This window comes from Bradyrhizobium sp. BRP56, assembly GCF_020194035.1.
Classification (GTDB): Bacteria; Pseudomonadota; Alphaproteobacteria; order Rhizobiales; family Xanthobacteraceae; genus Bradyrhizobium; species Bradyrhizobium australafricanum.
The window spans coordinates 1-19,725 of sequence record NZ_JADYVV010000067.1 but is presented as its reverse complement, the minus strand read 5'-3'; the positions used below and the strand labels follow the sequence as shown (position 1 = coordinate 19,725).

Genomic DNA, 19,725 nt, shown 5'->3' with positions numbered 1-19,725 from the left:
AGCACCGGGCGCTTCCGTCGACCGACGGTCAGCGATCGGCCGTCAATTGCTGGCGATAACGCTCGGCGTCCCAATTGAGCAGCGCACGCTCGTTCTCTGCCGTCAGATAATTGACCCGTGCGGTCAGGGGCAGGCGGCAGGTGACCAATGCGAGACAGCTCAGCATGGCTTCCGCGCCGTCGCTCGCGTCCTCGCGGATGAGGCTGCCGAGGTCGGGGACGAGAAGCGCAACCGGCGGCGGCAGTCCGTTCGCGGTGGTCTGCGCGATCATGGCGCTCAGCTTCTCGCGATGCTCCAGGACCGGCAGGCCCGGGCCGAGGAAGACGACGTGATCAGGATACAGCGAGCCGCTGGTCGCGATCGCGCGGCTGTAGCGGTCGGTGGCAATGTCGTGGCCGCGAGGATCCCGCGGCAGGCGATAGTTGCTGCCGGCGCAGATCGTGCGGAGCGCGTCATGATCTGCCGACGGCGCGCTGCGCTGCGCGAGGGCGAGACGTTGCTCGACCTCGGCGACCAAAGCCTCGGCGGCGTCGCAGCTGGCCGCACCGACCACCAGGCCGTGATTGCCGAGGATCAGGACGTCGACCGCATCATCGGCGATCGCGTCGCTGACGGCGCGCGCGAGCGGCAGCCCCGGGTGGTGATAGTCGAGGTAACGCCACGCCAGTCCGTCCAGGCGCCGGGCAAATTCGTCGCGGGCGTCGATGCGCACCGCCCATGCGATGGTGTTGACGGAATGGACGTGCAGCACGATCCGCTGCGGCATCAGCGCATGCAGCGAGGTCTCGATCGAGGCGCGCAGCGTCGTCCCGGCGTTCGGCGCCAGCGGCACGCGTTCGTCGCCATGCATCAGCGCCGCGCGCGCGGCCGACAAGGCGACCGGCACGAAAATCTCCTTGTCCTCGGCATCGGCGAGCCAGGTCCCCGACGCCTTCACCCACAGCACGTCGCCATCCTTGACCGACGAATTGCCGCCGGCGCCTTGCACCAGCAGGATATTCCTGCCGACCCGTGCCGACATGCGGCGCAGTTCATCCAGCATTTGAGGCGGTCGCATCGGGGCTGTTCTCACCAGGTCAGATGGTCCATCGTCCAGTGCGGCATCCGCGCCGCTGTGCCGGCCACGGTCTTGATCGCCCGCGGCAGATCGCTCGCTTGGGCAAGCGTCGCGCGGTGAGCGCCGGAGCCGATCAGCAGGGTCAGCATGCCGGCGGTGCGTCCGCCGGCGATATCGTGATCGAGGGAGTCGCCGATGACGAGGATCCGTTCCGGCGGCGGATGCCCTAATTGATCGAGCGCGGCGGCAAACATCGGCGGATGCGGCTTGCCGACGAACAGCACGGTGCCGCCGAGCGAATGATAGAATGCGGCGAGCGCGCCCGGCGCGGGGATCAGGCCCGCGACGCCGAACATCACGAGATCGGGATTGGCGCACAGCATCGGCAGTTGGCGCGCGGCAGCGATTGCCAGCAGCCCACGCCATTGCTCGGGCTTGGCCGCGTCATCGTCGAGACCGCCGAGCAGGATGAAATCGGCCTCGCGCATGTTGGAGACCACCACTAGGTCGGTGCCGTCGACGATCGAGCGGTCACCGTCGCGCGAGATCAGGAAGCAGGCGCGTCCGAGCTCGGCAAAGGGAGCCTGCTCGCGCGCATGCAGGCCGCGCCAGGTGACCTCGCCCGAGGACAGCACGCCGTCATAGGCGTCGGACGGCAGGCCGAGCGTCGCGAGCCGCCGCTGGTTGCTGCCGGCGCGCTTGCCGGAATTGGACAGGATCAGAATCCGTTTGCCGGCTTCGCGCAGCCGCGCCACGCACTCCAGCGCCGCGGGGAACACCGCCAGCCCCTCATGCAGCGTGCCCCACTGGTCGAGCAGCACATGATCGAAGCGGTCGGCGATGGCGTGAAGGCCGGCGATCGCGGTCGCGTCGGCCCTCATGGCGGGCCTCCGTTCAGCGCGAGCAGTGCGGCGCCGTAGCTTGCTTCGGTCTGCTCGGCGACCGAGACGGGAACGCCGAGAATGCGGTGCCGGATCCTGGTCCATGCGTCGTTCTTCGCGCCGCCGCCGATGCCGATGACGCGGCGCAGGCGCGGCGCACCGAGCCGCACCAGCTGGCGGTAGGCGAGGGCTTCCACCGCGGCGATGCCCTCGAGCAGCCCTTGGAAGAAGCGGCAATCTTCCGCCGGACGCGGCGTGACCCGCGCGGCCAGCGCCGGATCGGCGATCGGAAAGCGTTCGCCGGGTTTTGGAAGTGGATAATAGTCGAGTCCCGTCGGCTGGTCCGGCGTCAGCTGCGGTGTCAGCCGCTGCATCTCGGCGGCGGTGAAATGCACCAGCAGCGCGGCGCCGCCGGAGTTCGAGGCGCCGCCGGCGAGCCAGCGTTCGCCGAGCCGGTGCGAATAGACGCCCTGATCGGCCGCGAAGATCGGCTGGGTCGCAAGCTGCTTCACCACCAGCGTGGTACCGAGCGAGGTAACGGCATCGCCCGGCTGGTCGGCGCGCGTTGCGATGAAGGCCGCAACGCCATCGGTGGTGCCGGCGGCGACCTGCGCCGTGGGCGGCAGTCCCAGCGACAGCGCGACCTGCGGATCCATCTCGGAAAATGGCGTGCCCGGCACCAGCACTTCGGGGAGCAGATCGTCGCGCACGCCGAGCTGTTCGAGCCAGGATGGCCAGGCACGCGCGACCGGGTCGTAGCCGAGCTTCAGCGCGTTGTTCTCGTCGCTAATGCCATGATGGCTCGCGAGCCGGCCGGCGATCCAGTCCGCCTGGTGAACGGCGTGGCGCGCATCGCCGATATAGTCATGGCTCAGCAGATAGAGCAGCTTGGCCAGCGCGCTGCTCGCCCCATGCGCGCCGCTCTCGCGCGGGGCGACCGCCGCGACGCGCGCCGCCTCACGCGTGGCGCGGGCATCATTGTACATCAGCCCCGGCGAGCAGGGGCGGCCGGCGGCGTCGACCAGCAGCAGCGTGCCCGACGTGCCGTCGACGACGATGCGCGTGACGTCGCCGAGAGCGACGGTCTCGCCGAGCTTGCGGATGGCCGCCGTCGCGGCCTGCCACCACAGCTCCGGTGTCTGGTCGATGGCGTCGCCGTCGACGCGCGGCGCGGGCAGCGCGACGGACGCGAAGCCGCGGATGCCGCCGTGCGGATCGATGGCACAGGCGCGCACGCCGCCGGTTCCGACATCGATGCCGAGATACAAACCTCCCATGCGACCTCATCGCTCTCTGGTGCGCGCGCGTCGACATTGGTTGCGCTGCAGCACGTTTGGGGGATTGACGCCCCGTTCGGCCTCTGCAATTTTTTGCAGGACGTGAAGAAATTTGCAAGCGGACTTTTCCTGATATGGCACCCCCGCCCGACAGGCTGCCGGTGATCGACGGCGAGGCGTCGCTCGCGACGCGCGCGGCGTGGCTGTATTTCGCGGCGGGGCTGACCCAGTCCGAGGTCGCCGATCGCCTCAACATCCAGAGCACCAAGGCGCATCGCCTGATCGCGCGCGCCAGCCGCGAGGGCATGATCCGCGTGTTCGTCGAGGGACCGGTCGCCGAATGCGTCGCGCTGGAGAACGATATCGCGCAGCGCTTCGGCCTCTCGTTCTGCCGCGTCGCGCCTGATCTCGGCGAGGGCGATCTGCCGCTGAAGGCGCTGGCGCTGGAAGGCGCGAGCTTCCTGCGCCAGACCCTCGAGCGCGGCCAGGACAAGGTGATCGGCTTCGGCCATGGCCGCACGCTCGCGGCGGTCGTGGAGCAGATGCCGCAGACGCCGGCGCGCGATGCGCAGTTCGTATCACTGCTCGGCGGACTGACGCGGAAATTTGCCGCCAATCCGTTCGACGTGATTCACAAGCTCGCCGAGCGCACCGGCGCGGAAGCCTATCTGCTGCCGGTACCGGTGTTCGCCAATTCGGTCGCCGACCGCGCCGTGCTGATGCAGCAATTCGGAATCGCCGACGTGTTCGCGCTGGCGCGCAAGGCCTCGCTGCTGTTCGTCGGCATCGGCCAGGTCAGCCGTGACGGCTTCCTGGTGTCGAGCGGCATGATCAAGCCCGACGAGGTCGTCGAGCTGAAGCGCGTCGGTGCCTGCGCCGACCTGCTCGGGCATTTCTTCAGCGCCGACGGAACGGTGCTGGACACCGATCTGTCGGCCCGCGCTACCTCCATGAGCATGCCCGACCTCAGGAAGCACCGGATCGTCGCCATCGCCGGCGGGCCGGCCAAGGTGACCGCGCTGCGCGGCGTGCTGCGCAGCGGCGTTCTGCACGGCCTCATCATCGACGAAGCGACCGCAAAGGCGCTCGCCACCGACAAGCCGGAGACCACATCCGGCAAGACAAGAAGCAAGACCCGGAAGGACACATAAAACAAAGCGTCAACAAGGAGAGGAAATACATGTTCGATCGCGAGAAGAATCTGTTCGACTCCTACGCTGCCAAACGCATCAGCCGCCGCGATCTCCTGGACGGCGCCGCCAAGCTCGGCATCGCGGGGATCGCCGCCAACGCCGCTTTCGCCTCCTCGATGTCGAAGGCGATGGCCGCCGACTTCAACTGGAAGGCCCAGAGCGGCAAGAGCGTCAAGCTGCTGCTCAACAAGCACCCCTATGTCGACGCGATGATCGGCGACATCGAGGCGTTCAAGACGCTCACCGGCATGAACGTCACCTACGACATCTTCCCGGAGGACGTCTATTTCGACAAGGTGACGGCGGCGCTGTCGTCGAAGTCGGACCAGTACGATGCCTTCATGACCGGCGCCTACATGACCTGGACCTATGGTCCGGCGGGCTGGATCGAAGACCTCAACACCTACATCAAGGATCCCGCCAAGACCAATCCGGCCTTCGCCTGGGACGACGTGCTGCCGGGCCTGCGCGCCTCGACCGCGTGGGACGGCGTCGCCGGCTCGGAGCTCGGCTCGGGCAAGGCCAAGCAGTGGTGCATCCCCTGGGGCTATGAGCTGAACAACATCACCTACAACCGCAACGTCTTCGACAAGGTGGGCGTCAAACCGCCGAAGAACCTCGACGAGATGCTGGAGGTCGCGGCCAAGATCACCAAGGACGCCGGCGGTCCCTACGGCGTCGGCGTGCGCGGCTCGCGCTCCTGGGCGACCATCCATCCCGGTTTCCTGTCGGCCTATTCGAACTTCGGCCAGAAGGATTTCGTGATGGAGGGCGGCAAGCTGAAGGCCGCGATGAACACCAAGGCCTCGAAGGATTTCCACGACAAATGGGTCAAGATGATCCAGACCTCGGGCCCGAAGAACTGGTCGACCTACACCTGGTACCAGGTCGGCACCGATCTCGGCGCCGGCGCCTCGGGCATGATCTTCGACGCCGACATCCTCGGCTACTTCATGAACGGCGGCGACAACAAGGAGAAGGGGCATCTCGGCTACGCGCCATTCGCGGCCAATCCGGCCGCCAAGGCGCCGACCCCGAACGTCTGGATCTGGTCGCTCGCGATGTCGAGCTTCTCCAAGCAGAAGGAGGCGGCCTGGCTGTTCATGCAGTGGGCGGCATCCGTCGAGCACGACCTGTTCGGGGCGCGCAAGATGGACTTCGTCAATCCGGTGCGCGCATCGGTGTGGAAGGACAGCGAATTCCGCGACCGCATCGCGAAATCCTATCCCGGCTATCTCGAGCAGCACGACATGTCGTCGCCCGGCGCCAAGATCTACTTCACGGCGCAGCCGCTGTTCTTCGACCTGACGACGGAATGGGCCGCCTCGCTGCAGAAGATGGTGGCCAAGGAGGTCAGCGTCGACGAGGGGCTCGACAAGCTCGCCGACAGCATCAACCGCCAGCTCAAGCAGGCCGGTCTCGGCTGACGGATCAACTGTGCGGTGCCTGATCCCCCGCACCGCACCCATCCGCCGGCTCGGACCCTTGTCCCATCCGAGCCGGCGGCGTTTGCCAGCCGAACGCGATCTCTTATCATCATGAGCATGGTCCAACTTCTCCAGACGAACGCGCAGGCAGCGCCGGCCAAACCAAGGCCGCGTGTGCGCCTCTTGCCCTATCTGCTCAGCCTGCCGGCGCTGCTCGTCTGCGTGGCGATCCTGGTTCCGTTCGTGACCGCGGCGGTCTACTCGCTGCAGCGCTACCGGCTGAACCTGCCTCATCTGCGCGGCTTCATCGGCGCCGGAAACTACATCGACTTCCTGTCCGACCCGGCGTTCTGGAATACGTTCCGCGTCTCGATCACCTATACTGTGGTCACGGTCGTGCTCGAGCTGCTGCTCGGTCTTGGCATCGCGCTGCTGCTGCGCCGGCCGACCCGCTTCCACAACGCGGTGTCGATCATGCTGCTGCTGCCGCTGATGACGGCGCCGGCGATCGCCGCGCTGATGTGGAAGCTGATGACCAATCCGAGCTTCGGCATCCTGTCCTATCTGGTCGGCCTGTTCGGCGTCACCGATTTCAAATGGGCCTCCGATCCATCGAGTGCGCTGTTCACGGTCGTGCTGGTCGATGTCTGGGTCTACACGCCGTTCATCATGATCCTGCTGCTGGCGGGGCTGCGCTCGCTGCCGCGGCAGCCGTTCGAAGCCGCGGCACTCGACGGCGTGCCGGCGAGCTTTGTGTTCTTCCGCATCACGCTGCCGATGCTGGCGCCCTACATCATCACGGCGTCGCTGTTCCGGCTGCTCGATTCGATCCAGCAGTTCGACATCATCTATGCGATGACGCAGGGCGGGCCGGGTGACCGGCTGATGGTATTCCAGGTGCAGGCCTATCTGGAATTCTTCCAGTACACCAATGTCGGCAGATCGGCGGCGCTGTTGATGATCCTCTGGCTGATCACCAACATCCTGTCGAACATCTTCATCAAGAACTGGCTGCGGTTGCGCGCGCGTGCGCACGGTCACGCGTGACGGGGAGGGGCGCAATGGAACATTCCAGCCTTGCCGGTCGCATCTTCCGCGGTGTGGCGCTCACGCTGATCCTGATTTTCTTCATGTTTCCGATCGTCTGGATCTTCCTGATGTCGTTCCAGACCAACGAGCAGATCCTGCGGATCCCGCCGCGGATCCTGTTCGAGCCGACGCTTGCCAATTACGAGGCCCTGATCTCCGGCCAGCTGCGCACCGCGGCCGGCAATCTGCAGATCTCCTTCATGCGCAACCTCTTCAACAGCGTCGTACTGTCGAGCGCGGCGGTGCTGCTGGCGCTGCTGCTCGGCGTGCCGGCGGCCTATGCCTTTGCGCGCTTCAAATTCCGCCTCGGCGAGAGCATCGCCTTCACGCTGCTGTCATTCCGCTTTGCGCCGCCGCTGCTCGTGCTGCTGCCGCTGTCGCTGTACTATCAGGAGCTCGGACTGAACGACACCTACTTCGGGATCGTCTGGGTCTACCAGCTGATCGCGCTGCCGCTGATCCTGTGGATCGTGCGCGGCTATTTCGAGGATATCAGCCCTGATATCGAGCATGCCTACCGACTGGCCGGGCATTCCTGGCGCGAGGCCTTCACGAGAATCGCGGTGCCGCTGGCAGGACCGGGGATCGCCGCGGCGGGACTGCTGTCGTTCATCTTCTGCTGGAACAATTTCGTCTTCGCGCTGATCCTGGCCTCCGCCGACAAGCAGCCGGTGACGGTCGGCGCGCTCGCCTTCGTCACCGCGTCCGGTATCCAGTACGGCCAGATCGCGGCGGCGATCGTGCTGTCTGTGACGCCGACGCTGTTGCTTGCGCTCTATGCGCAGCGCTATCTGGTCGAGGGTCTCTCGCTCGGCGCGGTGAAAGGCTGATCCGATGGCGCGTCTCGAAATCAATTCGGTGAGCAAGGCGTTCGGTGCGGCACGGCCCGCCGACGGATTGTCGCTGGCTGTCGAGCCCGGCGAGATCGTGGCGGTGTTCGGACCGTCCGGCAGCGGCAAGACCGTGCTGCTGCGCATGATCGCGGGCATGTTCGAGCCCGACGACGGCGACATCCTGGTCGGCGGCCGCTCGGTCGTCGGCGCTCCGCCCGAACGGCGTGGGATCGGCATGGCATTCCAGAACTTTGCCTTGTTCCCGCACATGACCGCCCGCGACAATATCGCAAGCGGCCTGCGCGCCAGGGCCGGCGGCGGCGATGTCGCCGGCCGCGTTGCCGCGATCAGCAGGCTGCTCAAGATCGAGCATGTGCTCGGCCACGCACCGCGCGAATTGTCGAACGGACAGAAGCAGCGCACGGCGCTGGCGCGGGCGCTGATCGGCAATCCGGATGTTCTGCTGCTGGATGATCCGCTGCGCAATGTCGACGCCAAGCTGCGCTACGAGATGCGGCTCGAGCTGCCGAACCTGCTGCGGCGCGGCACTGCCGCCGTGCTCTACGTCACCCAGGACTATCGCGAGGCGATGGCGATCGCCGACCGCATCGCGGTCTTGATCGACGGCCGGCTCGCGCAGGTCGCAACGCCTGCCGATATCTACGCCCAGCCCGCATCGGTCGCGGTCGCGCGCCTGTTCGGCGATCCGACCATCAACCTCGCCGAGGTCTCGCCGGCGGCGGAGCACGGCATGCTGTCGGCTGACATCGCCGGCGCCCGGATGCGGCTCGGTGCGGCCGATGGCGCAGCGCCTGCCGGTGCATGTTGGCTCGGCGTCCGGCCCGAGGATATCGCGGTCTCGTCGGCATCCACCGACGACGCCATCCCGGCGCGCATTCTTGCGATCACGCCGATGCACGAGAAGGCGGTGCTGCTGCTTCGTCTTGCCGACGGAACGGAATGGCTGGCGGCGCTGCCGCCGGATGCACCGCAAGGCGCGGCTGACGATGCCGTGTTCGTCCGCTTCGCGCCCGACGCCGCGATGCTGTTCGATCGCGCGACCGGGCTGCGGATCGGGGCGTCGCACCGGCTCAAAGCGGCATAGGAGCGGATGGTCATGGACATGCTCGAGCTTCGAGGCATCGACAAGGTCTATCGCAGCCGCGGCAAGGAGCCGGTGCATGCGGTGCGCGCGCTCGACATGGCGGTCGAGAAGGGCGAGATCGTCGCACTGTTGGGATCGTCGGGCTGCGGCAAGACCTCGACATTGCGCATGATCGCAGGCTTCGAGGACGTCTCTGCCGGATCGATCGCGCTCGGCGGGCGGCGGATCCACGAGCTGCCGCCGGCGCGGCGCAAGGTCGCGATGGCGTTCGAGGGCTACTCGCTCTATCCGCCGCTCACGGTCCGCGAGAACATCGCTTTCGCGCTGAAATCCGCCCAGCTGCCGCGCGCGGAAGTAACGCGTCGCGTCGACGAGATCGTCCGCCTGGTCGAGATCGAGGACATCCTCGACAGCTATCCGCGCGCGATCTCAGGCGGCCAGCAGCAGCGCGTGTCGCTGGCGCGGGCGCTGGTACGCGACGCCGATCTTTATCTGCTCGATGAGCCGATGGGACAGCTCGAACCGCAGCTGCGCGCGGTGCTGCGCGGCCGGATCAAGAGCCTGCTTGCCGAGCGCGGCATGACCGCGATCTTCGTCACCCACGACCAGACCGAAGCGAGTGCGCTGGCCGACCGCATCGCTGTCATGGAAGGCGGCGTGCTGCAGCAGTTCGCAAGCGAGAAGGAGCTGAAGGGCCGGCCAGCCAATCTGTTCGTTGCAAGCTTCATCGGCGAGCCGCCGATGAACCTGCTCGAGGCTGGCGTGACGCGGTCGGATGGCGGCTTCCGCCTGTCGGTCGGAACCGACATGCGTTTCGATATCGCCGGCGCCGGACTTGACGTTGAGGCGGCGAAGACGCTCGCGGCCACGCCGCAGGTGCGGATCGGCATTCGTCCGCAGAAGATCGTGGTCGGGACCGGTGACGTCAGGGTCAAGGTCGTCTCCAACCAGTGGCTCGGCGATCAATCGCATGTCGCCGGCGATTGCGGCGGCCGCATGCTGATCGCGGTCACGCCGGGCCGCGTCGCCGCGCGGCCGGGAGAGATCATCTCGTTCGCGCTGGAGCCGCGTCACCTGCACATCTTCGGCGGCGACGGGACCTGCATTCGCCATGCGGAGGGAGCGTGACGATGACCGCTTCGGCCAGCCGCGACGTCATCATCGGCATTGACGCCGGCACCTCCCTGATCAAGGCAGTGGCGTTCACGCTGACCGGCGAGCAGCTTGCCGATGTCTCGCGGCCGAACGCGTACGTTAGCCCGGCGAGCGGCCATGTCGAGCAGGACATGGCGCAGACCTGGAGCGATACGGTCGCGGTCATTCGTGCGCTGGCGAAGTCAGTGCCTGACCTGTCGGCGCGGATCGCGGCGATCGCGGTGACCGGGCAGGGCGACGGCACCTGGCTGATCGATGACGACGGCCGGCCGGTTGCGCCGGCGCTGCTGTGGCTCGACTCGCGCGCCGGGCGGCTGGTCGAGGAGATTCGGGCCGGCGAGCGCAACGCATCGCTCTATCGCCGCACCGGCTCCGGGCTCAATGCCTGCCAGCAGGGGCCGCAACTGGCGTGGCTGCAGGCCCATATGCCCGACACGATCGCCAGCGCGGCAACGGCCTTCCACTGCAAGGACTGGCTTTATTTCCTGCTCACCGGTGAACGCGCAACCGATCCGTCGGAAGCCACGTTCTCCTGCGGTGATTTCCGCAAGCGAGCCTTCGATGCGGAGACCGCGCGGTTGATCGGTATCGCCGACCTGACGCGCCTGTTCCCGCCGGTTGTTGACGGCGCGGTCATGACGCATCCGCTGACAGCGGCCGCCGCCATCGAGATCGGCCTGCCGGAAGGTGTGCCGGTCTGCCTCGGCTATGTGGACGTGATCTGCAACGCGCTCGGCGCCGGGCTCTACGATCCGTCACCCGATGTCGGCTGCACGATCATCGGCTCGACCGGCATGCATATGCGGCTGGTGCCGAGCGCCGACGCTGTGACGCTGAACCGGGAGGCAACCGGCTATACCATGCCGTTCCCCGTGCCCGGTCATTATGCCCAAATGCAGTCCAACATGGCGGCGACGCTGAACATTGACTGGATGCTCGATCTCGCCTGCGACATGCTGGCGGCGGAAGGCGTGACGCGCACGCGCGCCGAGCTGATCCGCCGGCTCGACGATCAGGTGCTGCGGGCGAGGCCCGGCGAGGTGCTGTTCCATCCGTTCATCTCCGATGCCGGCGAGCGCGGTCCGTTCGTCGCGCATGAGGCCAGCGCGCAATTTTTCGGCCTGCGCTCGCGCCACCGCTATGGCGACTTGATGCGCGGCGTGATGGAGGGCCTGGCCTTCGCCGCACGGGATTGTTACGCGGCGATGGGGTCGCTGCCGCGCGATGTCAGGATCACAGGCGGCGCGGCGAAGAGCCGTGCGCTCGGCGCCATCCTCGGGGCCGCACTGGATTGCGACGTCCGCATCTGCAGCCGCGCCGAGGCCGGCGCCGCAGGCGCTGCGATGATTGCGGCGGTCGCGATCGATGCCTATCCCGACATGCGCGCCTGTGCCGAGCAGTGGGTCGCGCCGCATCTAAGTGCGCCGCAATCGCCGGACGCCGCGCTGGCGAAGCGCTATGCCAGCATCTTCCCGACCTATCTCGAGGCAAGGCTGGCGTCGCGGCCGGTCTGGAAGCAACTCGCCGCGCTGCGCGCCGGAGGCGATCATGTCTAAGTCCATCGCCATCGTCGGCGACCGCTTCATGCTGCCCTCGGTGTTCGCCGAGCACATCCGATCGGCCTGCGGCGATGGCGTCGATATCCGCACCCTGGAGCAGCCCTGGCCGGACGAGCCGATGGAGCACGGTTACGCCGGCTCGAAGCTCGACGGCCTGAAGGAATTCATGGGGCAGCCCGACGAGATCATCGGCTTCATCGGTGATGCCGAGCTGCTCGTCACGCATCTGGCGCCGATCTCGCGGTCGATGCTGGAGCGGCTGCCGAAGCTGAAGTTCATCGCGGTGTCGCGCGGCGGCCCGGTCAACATCGACATGCAGGCGGCGCGCGACCACAACGTGCTGGTGGTCAATACGCCCGGCCGCAATGCGGGTGCGGTCGCGGAGTTCACCATCGGCGCGATCCTCGCCGAGACGCGCCTGATCCGCAGCGGTCACGAGGCGCTGCGAGGCGGGGAATGGCGCGGCGATCTCTATCGCGCCGACCGTACCGGGCGCGAGCTCGGCGAGATGACGGTCGGCATTGTCGGCTATGGCGCGATCGGCAGTCGCGTAGTCAAGCTGCTGAAGGCCTTCGGCTGCAAGATCCTGGTCGCCGACCCCTATGTCCAGCTCAGCGCCCAGGACCGCAATGACGGCGTCGAGCACGTCGCGCTCGGCGAATTGCTCGGCCGCGCCGACGTCGTCACGCTGCACGCGCGGGTGACGCCGGAGACCACCCGTTTCATCGGGCGCGAGGCTCTGGCGCGGATCAAGCCGGGCGCGTTCCTGATCAACACCGCGCGCGGTCCGCTGGTCGACTACGAAGCGCTGCATGATGCGCTGGCATCGGGGCATCTCGGCGGCGCCATGCTCGACACCTTCGCGGTCGAGCCGGTTCCGGCGGACTGGCCGCTCTTGCAACTCCCCAACGTCACGCTGACGCCGCACATCGCCGGCGCCTCCGTGCGTACCGTCACCGTGGCCGCCGTGCAGGCGGCCGAAGAGGTTCGCCGCTTCCTGGCCGGCGAGCCGCCACGCAATCCGTGCTGAAGAGAAAGGCAGTTCGTATGACCCGAGAGGAACGACAATTGCGCGAGGCGATCATCGCCAAGTGCCGGTGGATGAATGCGTCGGGTCTCAACCAGGGGACATCGGGCAACATCTCCGCCCGCTACAAGGACCGGATGCTGATCACGCCGTCGGCGACGCCCTACGATTCGATGAAGCCGGAGATGATCGCCTCGATGCCGCTCGAAGGCGACTATGGTGCGTGGGAGGGGCCGCTGCAGCCGTCCACCGAATGGCGCTTCCATCTCGACATCACGCGCGCCCGGCCCGATGTCGGCGCCATCGTCCATACTCACTCGACTTACGCGACCGTGCTCGCGATCGCGCGCAAGCCGATCCCGGCCTGCCATTACATGATGGCGGCGTTCGGCGGCACCGAAATCCGCTGCGCCGGCTATGCGCGCTACGGCACCAAGGAATTGTCCGATCATGCGATTGCGGCGCTCGAAGGCCGCAATGGCTGCCTGCTCGCCAATCACGGCATGATCGCGCTCGGCGCCAATCTCGACAAGGCGATGTGGCTCGCGGTCGAGCTCGAGACCATCGCGCGTCAGTACTACCTCTCGCTGGCGCTCGATTCGCGCGTCATCCTGACCGACGAGGAGATTGCCGACACCGCGAAGGGGTTCTCCACTTACGGTCTGCAGGCGCCGAAGCCGAACAAGGCCCGCGCGACCGCAAAGGCGGCGCCGCGCCGCGCCGAGAAACGGCGCAGCAGCAAGCGATGACGGGCACTGCGCCGGTCGCAGGTACGGATCACGGGCTGGTCGATATCGCGGTGATCGGTGGCGGCATCAACGGTGCCGGCATCGCCCGCGACGCCGCCGGCCGCGGCCTGAAGGTGCTGCTCTGCGAGAAGGATGATTTCGCCGAGGGCACCTCGTCGCGCTCGGGCAAGCTGATCCATGGCGGGCTGCGCTATCTCGAATATTACGAGTTCCGCCTGGTGCGCGAGGCGCTGATCGAGCGCGAGGTGCTGCTCGCGTCGGCGCCGCACATCATCTGGCCGATGCGCTTCGTGCTGCCGCATTCGCCGGAGCAGCGGCCGGCGTGGCTGGTCCGCACCGGGCTGTTGCTCTACGACCATCTCGGTGGCCGCAAGCAGCTGCCGGCGAGCCGTAGCCTGGATCTGTCGCGCGCTCCGGAGGGCGCGCCGCTGCGTCAGGAGTTCCGGCGAGGCTTCGAATATTCGGACTGCTGGGTCGATGACAGCAGGCTGGTGATCCTCAATCTGATCGATGCCGCGCAGAACGGCGCCTGCATCCTGCCGCGCACGCGGGCGGTGCGCGCGCGCCGCGACGGCGAGACCTGGCTGCTCGACATGCACGGCGACGACGGCACAACGCAGGTCGTGCGGTCGCGCGCGTTGGTCAACGCCGCCGGGCCGTGGGTTCAGGATGTCATCCAGGGCGTGGCGGGCCTGAACTCGGCCCAGAGCGTACGGCTGGTCAAGGGCAGCCATATCGTGGTGCCGAAATTCTGGAGCGGGCCGCAGGCCTATCTGTTGCAGAACAGCGATCGCCGGGTGATCTTCGTTAATCCCTATGAGGGCGATCTCGCGTTGATCGGCACCACGGACATTCCCTATCACGGCCGCGCCGAGGACGTCGCGATCGGCGAGAACGAGACCGATTACCTGTTGCAGGTCTTGCGCCGCTATTTCCGAACGCCGCCGCAGGCTGGCGAGATCGTGCACGCGTTCTCCGGGGTCCGGCCGCTCTACGACGACAACGCCGACAATCCGTCGGCCGTGACGCGCGACTATGTGTTCGAGGTTCACGGCGCGCGGGATATGCCGCCGCTGCTCTCGATCTTCGGCGGCAAGATCACGACCTACCGCCGGCTGGCGGAGCAGGCGCTGCAGCGCCTCGCGCCGTGGTTTCCGAAGCTGTCGTCGGCCTGGACCGCGGATCGGCCGCTGCCGGGCGGCGACATCGGCGGCAGCTTCGATGAATTCGCAAATCGGCTGGCGCGCGACTATCCCGATTTGCCGCGAACGCTCGTCCATCACTATGCCCGTCTCTATGGGACGCGCGCGCGCCAACTGCTGGGTCCGGTCCGCAGCGCCGCCGACCTGGGCCGTCATTTCGGCGGCGAGTTCTATGAATGCGAAGCGGCGTATCTCCGCAAGAATGAGTGGGCGAGGCGGCCTGCCGACTTCCTGGACCGGCGCACCAAGCACGGCTTGCACTTGACGCCCGCGCAGCGGGTCGCGTTCGAGAGCTACCTCTAGGACGCTAGAGCTACCTCTAGGACGCCATTTGCTCCAAGTGCGTCACGCAATCGTTTTCAAATACAGGCTCGTATCGAAATATTTGCTTGCTGGCGTAAAGTCCTTGATGCCGGCATTGGCCATGAAGAAGTCGGTCGATTGCTGCAGCCAGTTGGTGACCGTGCCGTCGGAATACATCCGCTTCCAGTCCCGTGACGAGAACATCTTCTGCGCCTTGAACGATTCGTCGATGTCGGCCATCGGCGTCTGGCTGTAATGGCCCTTCTGCAGCTTTTCCATCGCTTCGGTGCTGTTCGCGATGATGTAGTCATTGGCATCGGCCCAGCCACGGATCAGCTTCGCCAGCGTTTCCTTGTTGGGCTCGTAATAGTCGTTGGCCGCGGCCCAGCCGCCGATGATCGCGGCCTTCGGATAATAGGCTGAGGCGTCAGCGAGCTTGACCGCGCCCGGCACCTTGTCGCGAACCGTCACGTTGAAAGGCACCCAGAGCGCGACGGCAGGCACTGCGCCTGAAATGAAGGCGGTTACGGCGGCCGGCATGGTCTGGTTGACGAGTTCGACCTGTTTGGGATCGACCTTGTTCGCGCGCAGCGCGGTGTCCAGGAACACATGCGCGGTGGTGCCGGTCGCAGTTGCGATCCGCTTGCCCTTCAGGTCCTCGAATGACTTGATGCCCTGATCGCCGCGCACCCAGAGCTGTGCGGTCGCGACCTCGATGTCGTTGATCAGGAAGACCTTGCCCTGGCCGCGGGCGGGGAAGTTCGAGAGCACGGCGCCCGTCGCCAGCACGTCGAGGCTGCCGCCGATCAGCGCCTGGAAGATTTCGAGGCCGGTATTGAACTGCCGCAGCTCGAGATCCAGTCCCTGCTTTTCGAAGGAGCCGCGGTCCATGCCGGTCCAGATCTGGCCGTCGACGGCAACGGTGTGCAGATAGCCGACCCGAACTTTTGTCTTTGCCTGCGCAATCGCAGGCGCTGAGGCGGTGAAGGACCCCAGGGCAAGCCCGGCCGTCGTGGTCAGAAATTGTCGCCGATCCATAGGTCGTCCTCCGCTGTGTTGTTATTCCGAGAATGAGACCGGACGCATCTGCGCCTGCTGGGCGCGATACTCGTCCATCACGAGATGCTTGATATAGCTTCGCAGTTCGCCGAATTCCGGCCGCTCCTGGATCGATTCATCGCGCGGATAGGCGAACGGCACGTCGATGATCTGCCTGATCCGCGCCGGCCGCGCGGTCACCACCACGATACGGGACGCGAGATAGATCGCCTCCTCCACGGAGTGGGTGATCAGCATGACCGTCTTGCCTTCGGTCTGGAGCACCTTCAGCAGCAGGTTCTGCATGTTGGAGCGGGTCTGGGCGTCGAGCGCACCGAACGGCTCGTCCATCAGCAGGAACTGCGGCTTGACCGCGTAAGCCCGCGCGATTGCGAGCCGCTGACGCATGCCGCCGGACAAGTGCTTCGGATGGGAGTTGGCGAAGTCGGACAGGCCCATCAGGCCGAGATAGTGATCGCAGATCGAATCGCGCTCGCCGCCCGCGACGTGATTGGCTCGGAGCGTCAGGCCGAAAGCGATGTTCTGTTTCACCGTCAGCCACGGGAAGACGCCATATTCCTGGAAGATGACGCCGCGCTCGGGACCGGGACCCGTGACGGGCTGTCCGTCGAACAGCACGCTTCCGGTCGTCGGCTTCTGGAAGCCGGCGAGCATGCTCATCATCGTGGTCTTGCCGCAGCCTGAAGGGCCGATCACTGCGATGAAATCGCCATCGTTGATATCGTAGCTGACATCCTCGACGACGTTGAGGCGTCCCTTCGGGGTCTCGAAGGCAAGCGAAACCTTGTCGAACTGTGCACGCGTGGTCATGCGATGGCCCGATCCTGCCAGACCAGCAACCGGGCCGTGATCTTGCGCAGGATCATGTCCATAATCAGCGCGATCAGGCCGATGCAGATGATGCCGACATAGATGACGTCGAGCAGGAAGTAGGTCGATGCATTCTGGATCATGGCGCCAAGCCCACGCTGGGCTGCGATCAGTTCGGATGCCACCAGCGTCGCCCAGGCTACCCCAAGCGCGACCCGCAGCGCGGTGAGGATGTGCGGAACGGTGAGGGGAATGATGACCTTGCGGAAGATTTCCGCCTGATTGGCGCCGAGCGTCTGCGCCACGCGGATATAGAGCGGCGTGATCTGCGAGACCCCCTCATACATGACGATCACGCCGGAGAAGAACGAGGCGTAGAACAGGATGACGAGCTTTGCGAGCTCGTCCACGCCGAAATAGACGATGACGAGCGGGATCAGCGCGATCGGCGGCAGCGCGCGGAAGAAATTGATCATGGGGTCGGCGAAGGTGCGGGCCGGGCGATACCATCCGAGCAGAAAGCCGACTGGCACCGCGACCAGAATTCCAAGCGAGACGCCGAAAAAGACGCGCCTGGTCGAGGCGAAGATGTCGATCAAAAGGCCTTCCTTGGTGAGAAGCTCGACGAACTTCGCGGCGACCTGGTGCGGGGCGGGGATCAGCGATGCGTTGACGAAGCCGCTCCAGCGCACGGCATACCAGAGCAGGATCGCACCGACCCACGGTATCAACCCGAGACCAAAGCGTCTCACGCCAGCTCCGTTCATTCGACGCGTCCACCCAGATTGCAGTTGATGTTTGCCCAAGTCATATTATAAATAGGATGACCATACAAGCGCCGCTTTGGTCGTAGGCGCCGCAGGTTTCCGCGCATGACATCGCCGCCTTTCACCATCCGGAGCGTCCAGGCCTTTGGCTTTCGCTATCCTCTGACGACACCGGTCATCACCTCGTTCGGGCGGATGGGGGACCGGCCTGCCGTGTTCGTTCGGGTCGAGGACACGGACGGTTACGTGGGCTGGGGCGAGGTCTGGTGCAACTTTCCCGCGCCGGGCGCCGAGCATCGTGTTCGGCTGGTCAACGAGGTCCTGGCACCGGCGCTTGTCGGATTCAGGGCAAGCGAACCTGGTGCCGCATTCGAGCGGCTGACGCAGGGAACTTCGGTGCTCGCGTTGCAATCCGGCGAAGCGGGGCCATTCGCGCAGTCGATCGCCGGCATCGATCTCGCCGTCTGGGATCTCCATGCGCGCCGCCGGAACGTTGCGTTGTGGAAATTGCTTGGCGGATCGCGGAGCCGGATCAAGGTCTATGCCAGCGGCATCAATCCAGTCGGATCTGAGCGCGCGGCGGAAGCAGCGCTCGGCCGCGGCTACCGCGCCTTGAAGCTGAAGATCGGCTTCGATCCCGCAGGCGACCGGGCCAATCTCGCCGCGCTGCGCCGCCTCGTCGGCGATGGCATGCTTGCAGCCGACGTCAACCAGGGTTGGACCATCGCGCAGGCGCTCGAGCGTGCGCCGCAGCTCGAGCCGTTCGGCCTTGCCTGGCTCGAGGAGCCCATCCGCGCGGATTGTCCGCGGCAGGAATGGAAGCAACTGCACGAGACGATCCGTTTTCCGCTCGCGGCCGGTGAGAACATCGCGAGCCACGCCGGCTTTGCCGAGGTGCTGAGCGAGCCGGTTCTGGGTGTCGTCCAGCCTGACATCGCCAAGTGGGGCGGGCTTTCGGCTTGCGCCGGCATCGCCCGCGACATCCTGACGTCAGGCAAGATGTTCTGTCCGCACTATCTCGGCGCCGGCATCGGCCTGTTGGCGTCGGCGCATCTGCTGGCGGGCGTCGGCGGCGAGGGACTGCTGGAGGTCGACAGCAATGAGAACCCGCTGCGGGATCAATTCTGCGGCCCCGTGCTTCAAGTCAGCGATGGAATGATCGAGCTCGGCGACGAGGCGGGTCTCGGCATCGCGCCCGATCTTGCCTCGATCGAACAATACCGGACCGCGTGATGTCGGGGCTTGGCTACGATTACATCATCGTCGGTGCGGGGTCGGCGGGCTGTGTGGTCGCAAACCGACTGTCCGCCGATCCCGCCTGCCGCGTGCTGCTGCTCGAAGCCGGCGGATCGGACCGGAATTTCTGGCTCAAGCTGCCGGTCGGCTATTACCGGACCATCTACAACGAGCGCTTCTCGCGCCTGTTCAAGACCGAACCGTCGGAAGGAAGCGGCGGCCGCGCCATCGTCTGGCCGCGTGGCCGCGTGCTCGGCGGATCGTCGTCGATCAACGGCCTGATCTTCATCCGCGGCCAGCACGAGGATTTTGACGACTGGGAACGTCTCGGCGCCGACGGCTGGAGCTATCGCGACGTCCTGCCCAATTTCCGGCGCTACGAGCGCTATCGCGGCGGCGAGAGCCAGTTTCACGGCGGCCTCGGTGAGTTCGAGGTCTCCGACCTCCGGAACGACAATCCGGCGTCGAGGGCCTGGGTGGAGGCGGGCGTGCAGTTCGGGCTGCCGCGCAATCCCGACTTCAACGGCGCGACGACGCTCGGAGTCGGTTCCTATCAGCTTGGCATCGGGCGGCATTGGCGGACCAGCTCGGCATCCGCCTTTCTTCGACCGATTGCCGACCGGCGCAACCTGACCATCATCACGCACGCACAGGTGAGCAAAGTCACTTTCAACGGCCGCGTCGCGACCGGCGTCGAGTGGATCAGCAAGGGGCAGGTCCATCGCGCGACAGCCGATCGCGAGGTCATCCTGTCGGGCGGCGCGCTGCAATCGCCGCAAATCCTCCAGCTTTCCGGGATCGGTCCGGCCGACCTGCTTCGCAAGCACGGTATTGCCGTCGTCACCGACTCGCCCGAGGTCGGCTCCAATCTGCAGGACCATTACCAGGCACGGCTGATCGTGCGCCTGAAGGAGCGGATCTCGCTCAATGACCAGGTCCGTCATCCTGTCGAGCTCGCGAAGATGGGGTTGCAATGGATGCTGGCCGGGCGGGGGC

18 protein-coding genes are annotated in these 19,725 nt (G+C 66.2%); 12 read left to right on the top strand and 6 right to left on the bottom strand.

The features are described from left to right. Positions 1-28: 28 nt before the first annotated feature. From I6F38_RS34190 to I6F38_RS34180, 3 genes are read right to left on the bottom strand one after another with little or no spacing between them, the layout of a single operon-like run. Positions 29-1,042: a class II aldolase/adducin family protein gene (locus I6F38_RS34190; protein WP_225163515.1), complete on the bottom strand. Its 1,014-nt coding sequence runs from the start codon at positions 1,040-1,042 to the stop codon at positions 29-31. A 26-nt stretch (positions 1,043-1,068) separates the two neighbouring features. After that, positions 1,069-1,938, bottom strand: coding sequence for a TIGR01459 family HAD-type hydrolase (locus I6F38_RS34185; RefSeq protein ID WP_225163514.1), 870 nt, complete (start codon positions 1,936-1,938; stop codon positions 1,069-1,071). After that, positions 1,935-3,215: an FGGY-family carbohydrate kinase gene (locus I6F38_RS34180; protein ID WP_225163513.1), complete on the bottom strand. Its 1,281-nt coding sequence runs from the start codon at positions 3,213-3,215 to the stop codon at positions 1,935-1,937. The genes I6F38_RS34185 and I6F38_RS34180 overlap by 4 nt, the downstream gene beginning before the upstream one ends. Positions 3,216-3,349: 134 nt before the next feature. Here I6F38_RS34180 and I6F38_RS34175 point away from each other — a divergent pair, with 134 nt between their 5' ends. The 10 genes from I6F38_RS34175 to I6F38_RS34130 all read left to right on the top strand — a co-directional run bounded on the left by I6F38_RS34175 (position 3,350) and on the right by I6F38_RS34130 (position 14,857). After that, entirely contained in the window at positions 3,350-4,366 is a 1,017-nt protein-coding gene (locus tag I6F38_RS34175) for a sugar-binding transcriptional regulator (protein ID WP_225163512.1), read from the top strand. Between the two features lie 29 nt (positions 4,367-4,395). Then, positions 4,396-5,835, top strand: coding sequence for an extracellular solute-binding protein (locus I6F38_RS34170; protein ID WP_028335671.1), 1,440 nt, complete (start codon positions 4,396-4,398; stop codon positions 5,833-5,835). Between the two features lie 117 nt (positions 5,836-5,952). Then, on the top strand, positions 5,953-6,882 hold the full coding sequence (locus tag I6F38_RS34165) for a sugar ABC transporter permease (RefSeq protein ID WP_210262648.1): 930 nt from the start codon (positions 5,953-5,955) through the stop codon (positions 6,880-6,882). A 14-nt stretch (positions 6,883-6,896) separates the two neighbouring features. Beyond that, on the top strand, positions 6,897-7,754 hold the full coding sequence (locus I6F38_RS34160) for a carbohydrate ABC transporter permease (protein WP_018273209.1): 858 nt from the start codon (positions 6,897-6,899) through the stop codon (positions 7,752-7,754). A gap of 4 nt (positions 7,755-7,758) precedes the next feature. Then, positions 7,759-8,862, top strand: a complete 1,104-nt coding sequence (locus I6F38_RS34155) for an ABC transporter ATP-binding protein (protein WP_225163511.1) — start codon at positions 7,759-7,761, stop codon at positions 8,860-8,862. 18 nt (positions 8,863-8,880) lie between these two features. Then, positions 8,881-9,990 (top strand): ABC transporter ATP-binding protein, encoded by a 1,110-nt coding sequence (locus tag I6F38_RS34150; RefSeq protein WP_225163540.1) that lies wholly within the window; start codon positions 8,881-8,883, stop codon positions 9,988-9,990. A 2-nt stretch (positions 9,991-9,992) separates the two neighbouring features. Beyond that, entirely contained in the window at positions 9,993-11,573 is a 1,581-nt protein-coding gene (locus I6F38_RS34145) for an FGGY-family carbohydrate kinase (RefSeq protein WP_225163510.1), read from the top strand. Beyond that, positions 11,566-12,606, top strand: a complete 1,041-nt coding sequence (locus I6F38_RS34140; RefSeq protein ID WP_050383698.1) for a 2-hydroxyacid dehydrogenase — start codon at positions 11,566-11,568, stop codon at positions 12,604-12,606. Before I6F38_RS34145 ends, I6F38_RS34140 begins: the two co-directional genes overlap by 8 nt. 17 nt (positions 12,607-12,623) lie before the next feature. Continuing rightward, positions 12,624-13,352 carry a class II aldolase/adducin family protein gene (locus tag I6F38_RS34135; RefSeq protein WP_172647311.1) on the top strand — a complete coding sequence of 243 codons (729 nt, stop codon included), beginning with the start codon at positions 12,624-12,626 and terminating at the stop codon, positions 13,350-13,352. Further along, positions 13,349-14,857: a glycerol-3-phosphate dehydrogenase gene (locus tag I6F38_RS34130; RefSeq protein WP_225163509.1), complete on the top strand. Its 1,509-nt coding sequence runs from the start codon at positions 13,349-13,351 to the stop codon at positions 14,855-14,857. Before I6F38_RS34135 ends, I6F38_RS34130 begins: the two co-directional genes overlap by 4 nt. 42 nt (positions 14,858-14,899) lie before the next feature. Here the strand turns inward: I6F38_RS34130 and I6F38_RS34125 are convergent, their stop codons facing one another. Genes I6F38_RS34125 through I6F38_RS34115 form a run of 3 tightly spaced genes read right to left on the bottom strand, consistent with a single transcriptional unit; the run spans position 14,900 to position 17,493 of the window. Continuing rightward, positions 14,900-15,895 carry an ABC transporter substrate-binding protein gene (locus I6F38_RS34125; protein ID WP_225163508.1) on the bottom strand — a complete coding sequence of 332 codons (996 nt, stop codon included), beginning with the start codon at positions 15,893-15,895 and terminating at the stop codon, positions 14,900-14,902. A gap of 21 nt (positions 15,896-15,916) precedes the next feature. After that, positions 15,917-16,726 (bottom strand): ABC transporter ATP-binding protein, encoded by an 810-nt coding sequence (locus I6F38_RS34120; protein WP_225163507.1) that lies wholly within the window; start codon positions 16,724-16,726, stop codon positions 15,917-15,919. Beyond that, positions 16,723-17,493, bottom strand: a complete 771-nt coding sequence (locus tag I6F38_RS34115) for an ABC transporter permease (RefSeq protein WP_249794393.1) — start codon at positions 17,491-17,493, stop codon at positions 16,723-16,725. Before I6F38_RS34115 ends, I6F38_RS34120 begins: the two co-directional genes overlap by 4 nt. Positions 17,494-17,598: 105 nt before the next feature. Between I6F38_RS34115 and I6F38_RS34110 the strand changes: the two genes are divergently transcribed. Both I6F38_RS34110 and I6F38_RS34105 read left to right on the top strand, forming a co-directional pair. Further along, on the top strand, positions 17,599-18,726 hold the full coding sequence (locus I6F38_RS34110) for a mandelate racemase/muconate lactonizing enzyme family protein (RefSeq protein ID WP_225163505.1): 1,128 nt from the start codon (positions 17,599-17,601) through the stop codon (positions 18,724-18,726). After that, positions 18,726-19,725, top strand: a 1,000-nt coding sequence (locus I6F38_RS34105) for a GMC family oxidoreductase N-terminal domain-containing protein (RefSeq protein WP_225163504.1), incomplete at its 3' end; no start/stop codon positions are given. The genes I6F38_RS34110 and I6F38_RS34105, both read left to right, overlap by 1 nt.

Bases quoted from the DNA above. Each gene is read 5' to 3' on its own strand.
- I6F38_RS34190 (WP_225163515.1), bottom strand. From the start codon at position 1,042: ATGCTGGATGAACTGCGCCGCATGTCGGCACGGGTCGGCAGGAATATC.
- I6F38_RS34185 (WP_225163514.1), bottom strand. From the start codon at position 1,938: ATGAGGGCCGACGCGACCGCGATCGCCGGCCTTCACGCCATCGCCGAC.
- I6F38_RS34180 (WP_225163513.1), bottom strand. From the start codon at position 3,215: ATGGGAGGTTTGTATCTCGGCATCGATGTCGGAACCGGCGGCGTGCGC.
- I6F38_RS34175 (WP_225163512.1), top strand. From the start codon at position 3,350: ATGGCACCCCCGCCCGACAGGCTGCCGGTGATCGACGGCGAGGCGTCG.
- I6F38_RS34170 (WP_028335671.1), top strand. From the start codon at position 4,396: ATGTTCGATCGCGAGAAGAATCTGTTCGACTCCTACGCTGCCAAACGC.
- I6F38_RS34165 (WP_210262648.1), top strand. From the start codon at position 5,953: ATGGTCCAACTTCTCCAGACGAACGCGCAGGCAGCGCCGGCCAAACCA.
- I6F38_RS34160 (WP_018273209.1), top strand. From the start codon at position 6,897: ATGGAACATTCCAGCCTTGCCGGTCGCATCTTCCGCGGTGTGGCGCTC.
- I6F38_RS34155 (WP_225163511.1), top strand. From the start codon at position 7,759: ATGGCGCGTCTCGAAATCAATTCGGTGAGCAAGGCGTTCGGTGCGGCA.
- I6F38_RS34150 (WP_225163540.1), top strand. From the start codon at position 8,881: ATGCTCGAGCTTCGAGGCATCGACAAGGTCTATCGCAGCCGCGGCAAG.
- I6F38_RS34145 (WP_225163510.1), top strand. From the start codon at position 9,993: ATGACCGCTTCGGCCAGCCGCGACGTCATCATCGGCATTGACGCCGGC.
- I6F38_RS34140 (WP_050383698.1), top strand. From the start codon at position 11,566: ATGTCTAAGTCCATCGCCATCGTCGGCGACCGCTTCATGCTGCCCTCG.
- I6F38_RS34135 (WP_172647311.1), top strand. From the start codon at position 12,624: ATGACCCGAGAGGAACGACAATTGCGCGAGGCGATCATCGCCAAGTGC.
- I6F38_RS34130 (WP_225163509.1), top strand. From the start codon at position 13,349: ATGACGGGCACTGCGCCGGTCGCAGGTACGGATCACGGGCTGGTCGAT.
- I6F38_RS34125 (WP_225163508.1), bottom strand. From the start codon at position 15,895: ATGGATCGGCGACAATTTCTGACCACGACGGCCGGGCTTGCCCTGGGG.
- I6F38_RS34120 (WP_225163507.1), bottom strand. From the start codon at position 16,726: ATGACCACGCGTGCACAGTTCGACAAGGTTTCGCTTGCCTTCGAGACC.
- I6F38_RS34115 (WP_249794393.1), bottom strand. From the start codon at position 17,493: ATGAACGGAGCTGGCGTGAGACGCTTTGGTCTCGGGTTGATACCGTGG.
- I6F38_RS34110 (WP_225163505.1), top strand. From the start codon at position 17,599: ATGACATCGCCGCCTTTCACCATCCGGAGCGTCCAGGCCTTTGGCTTT.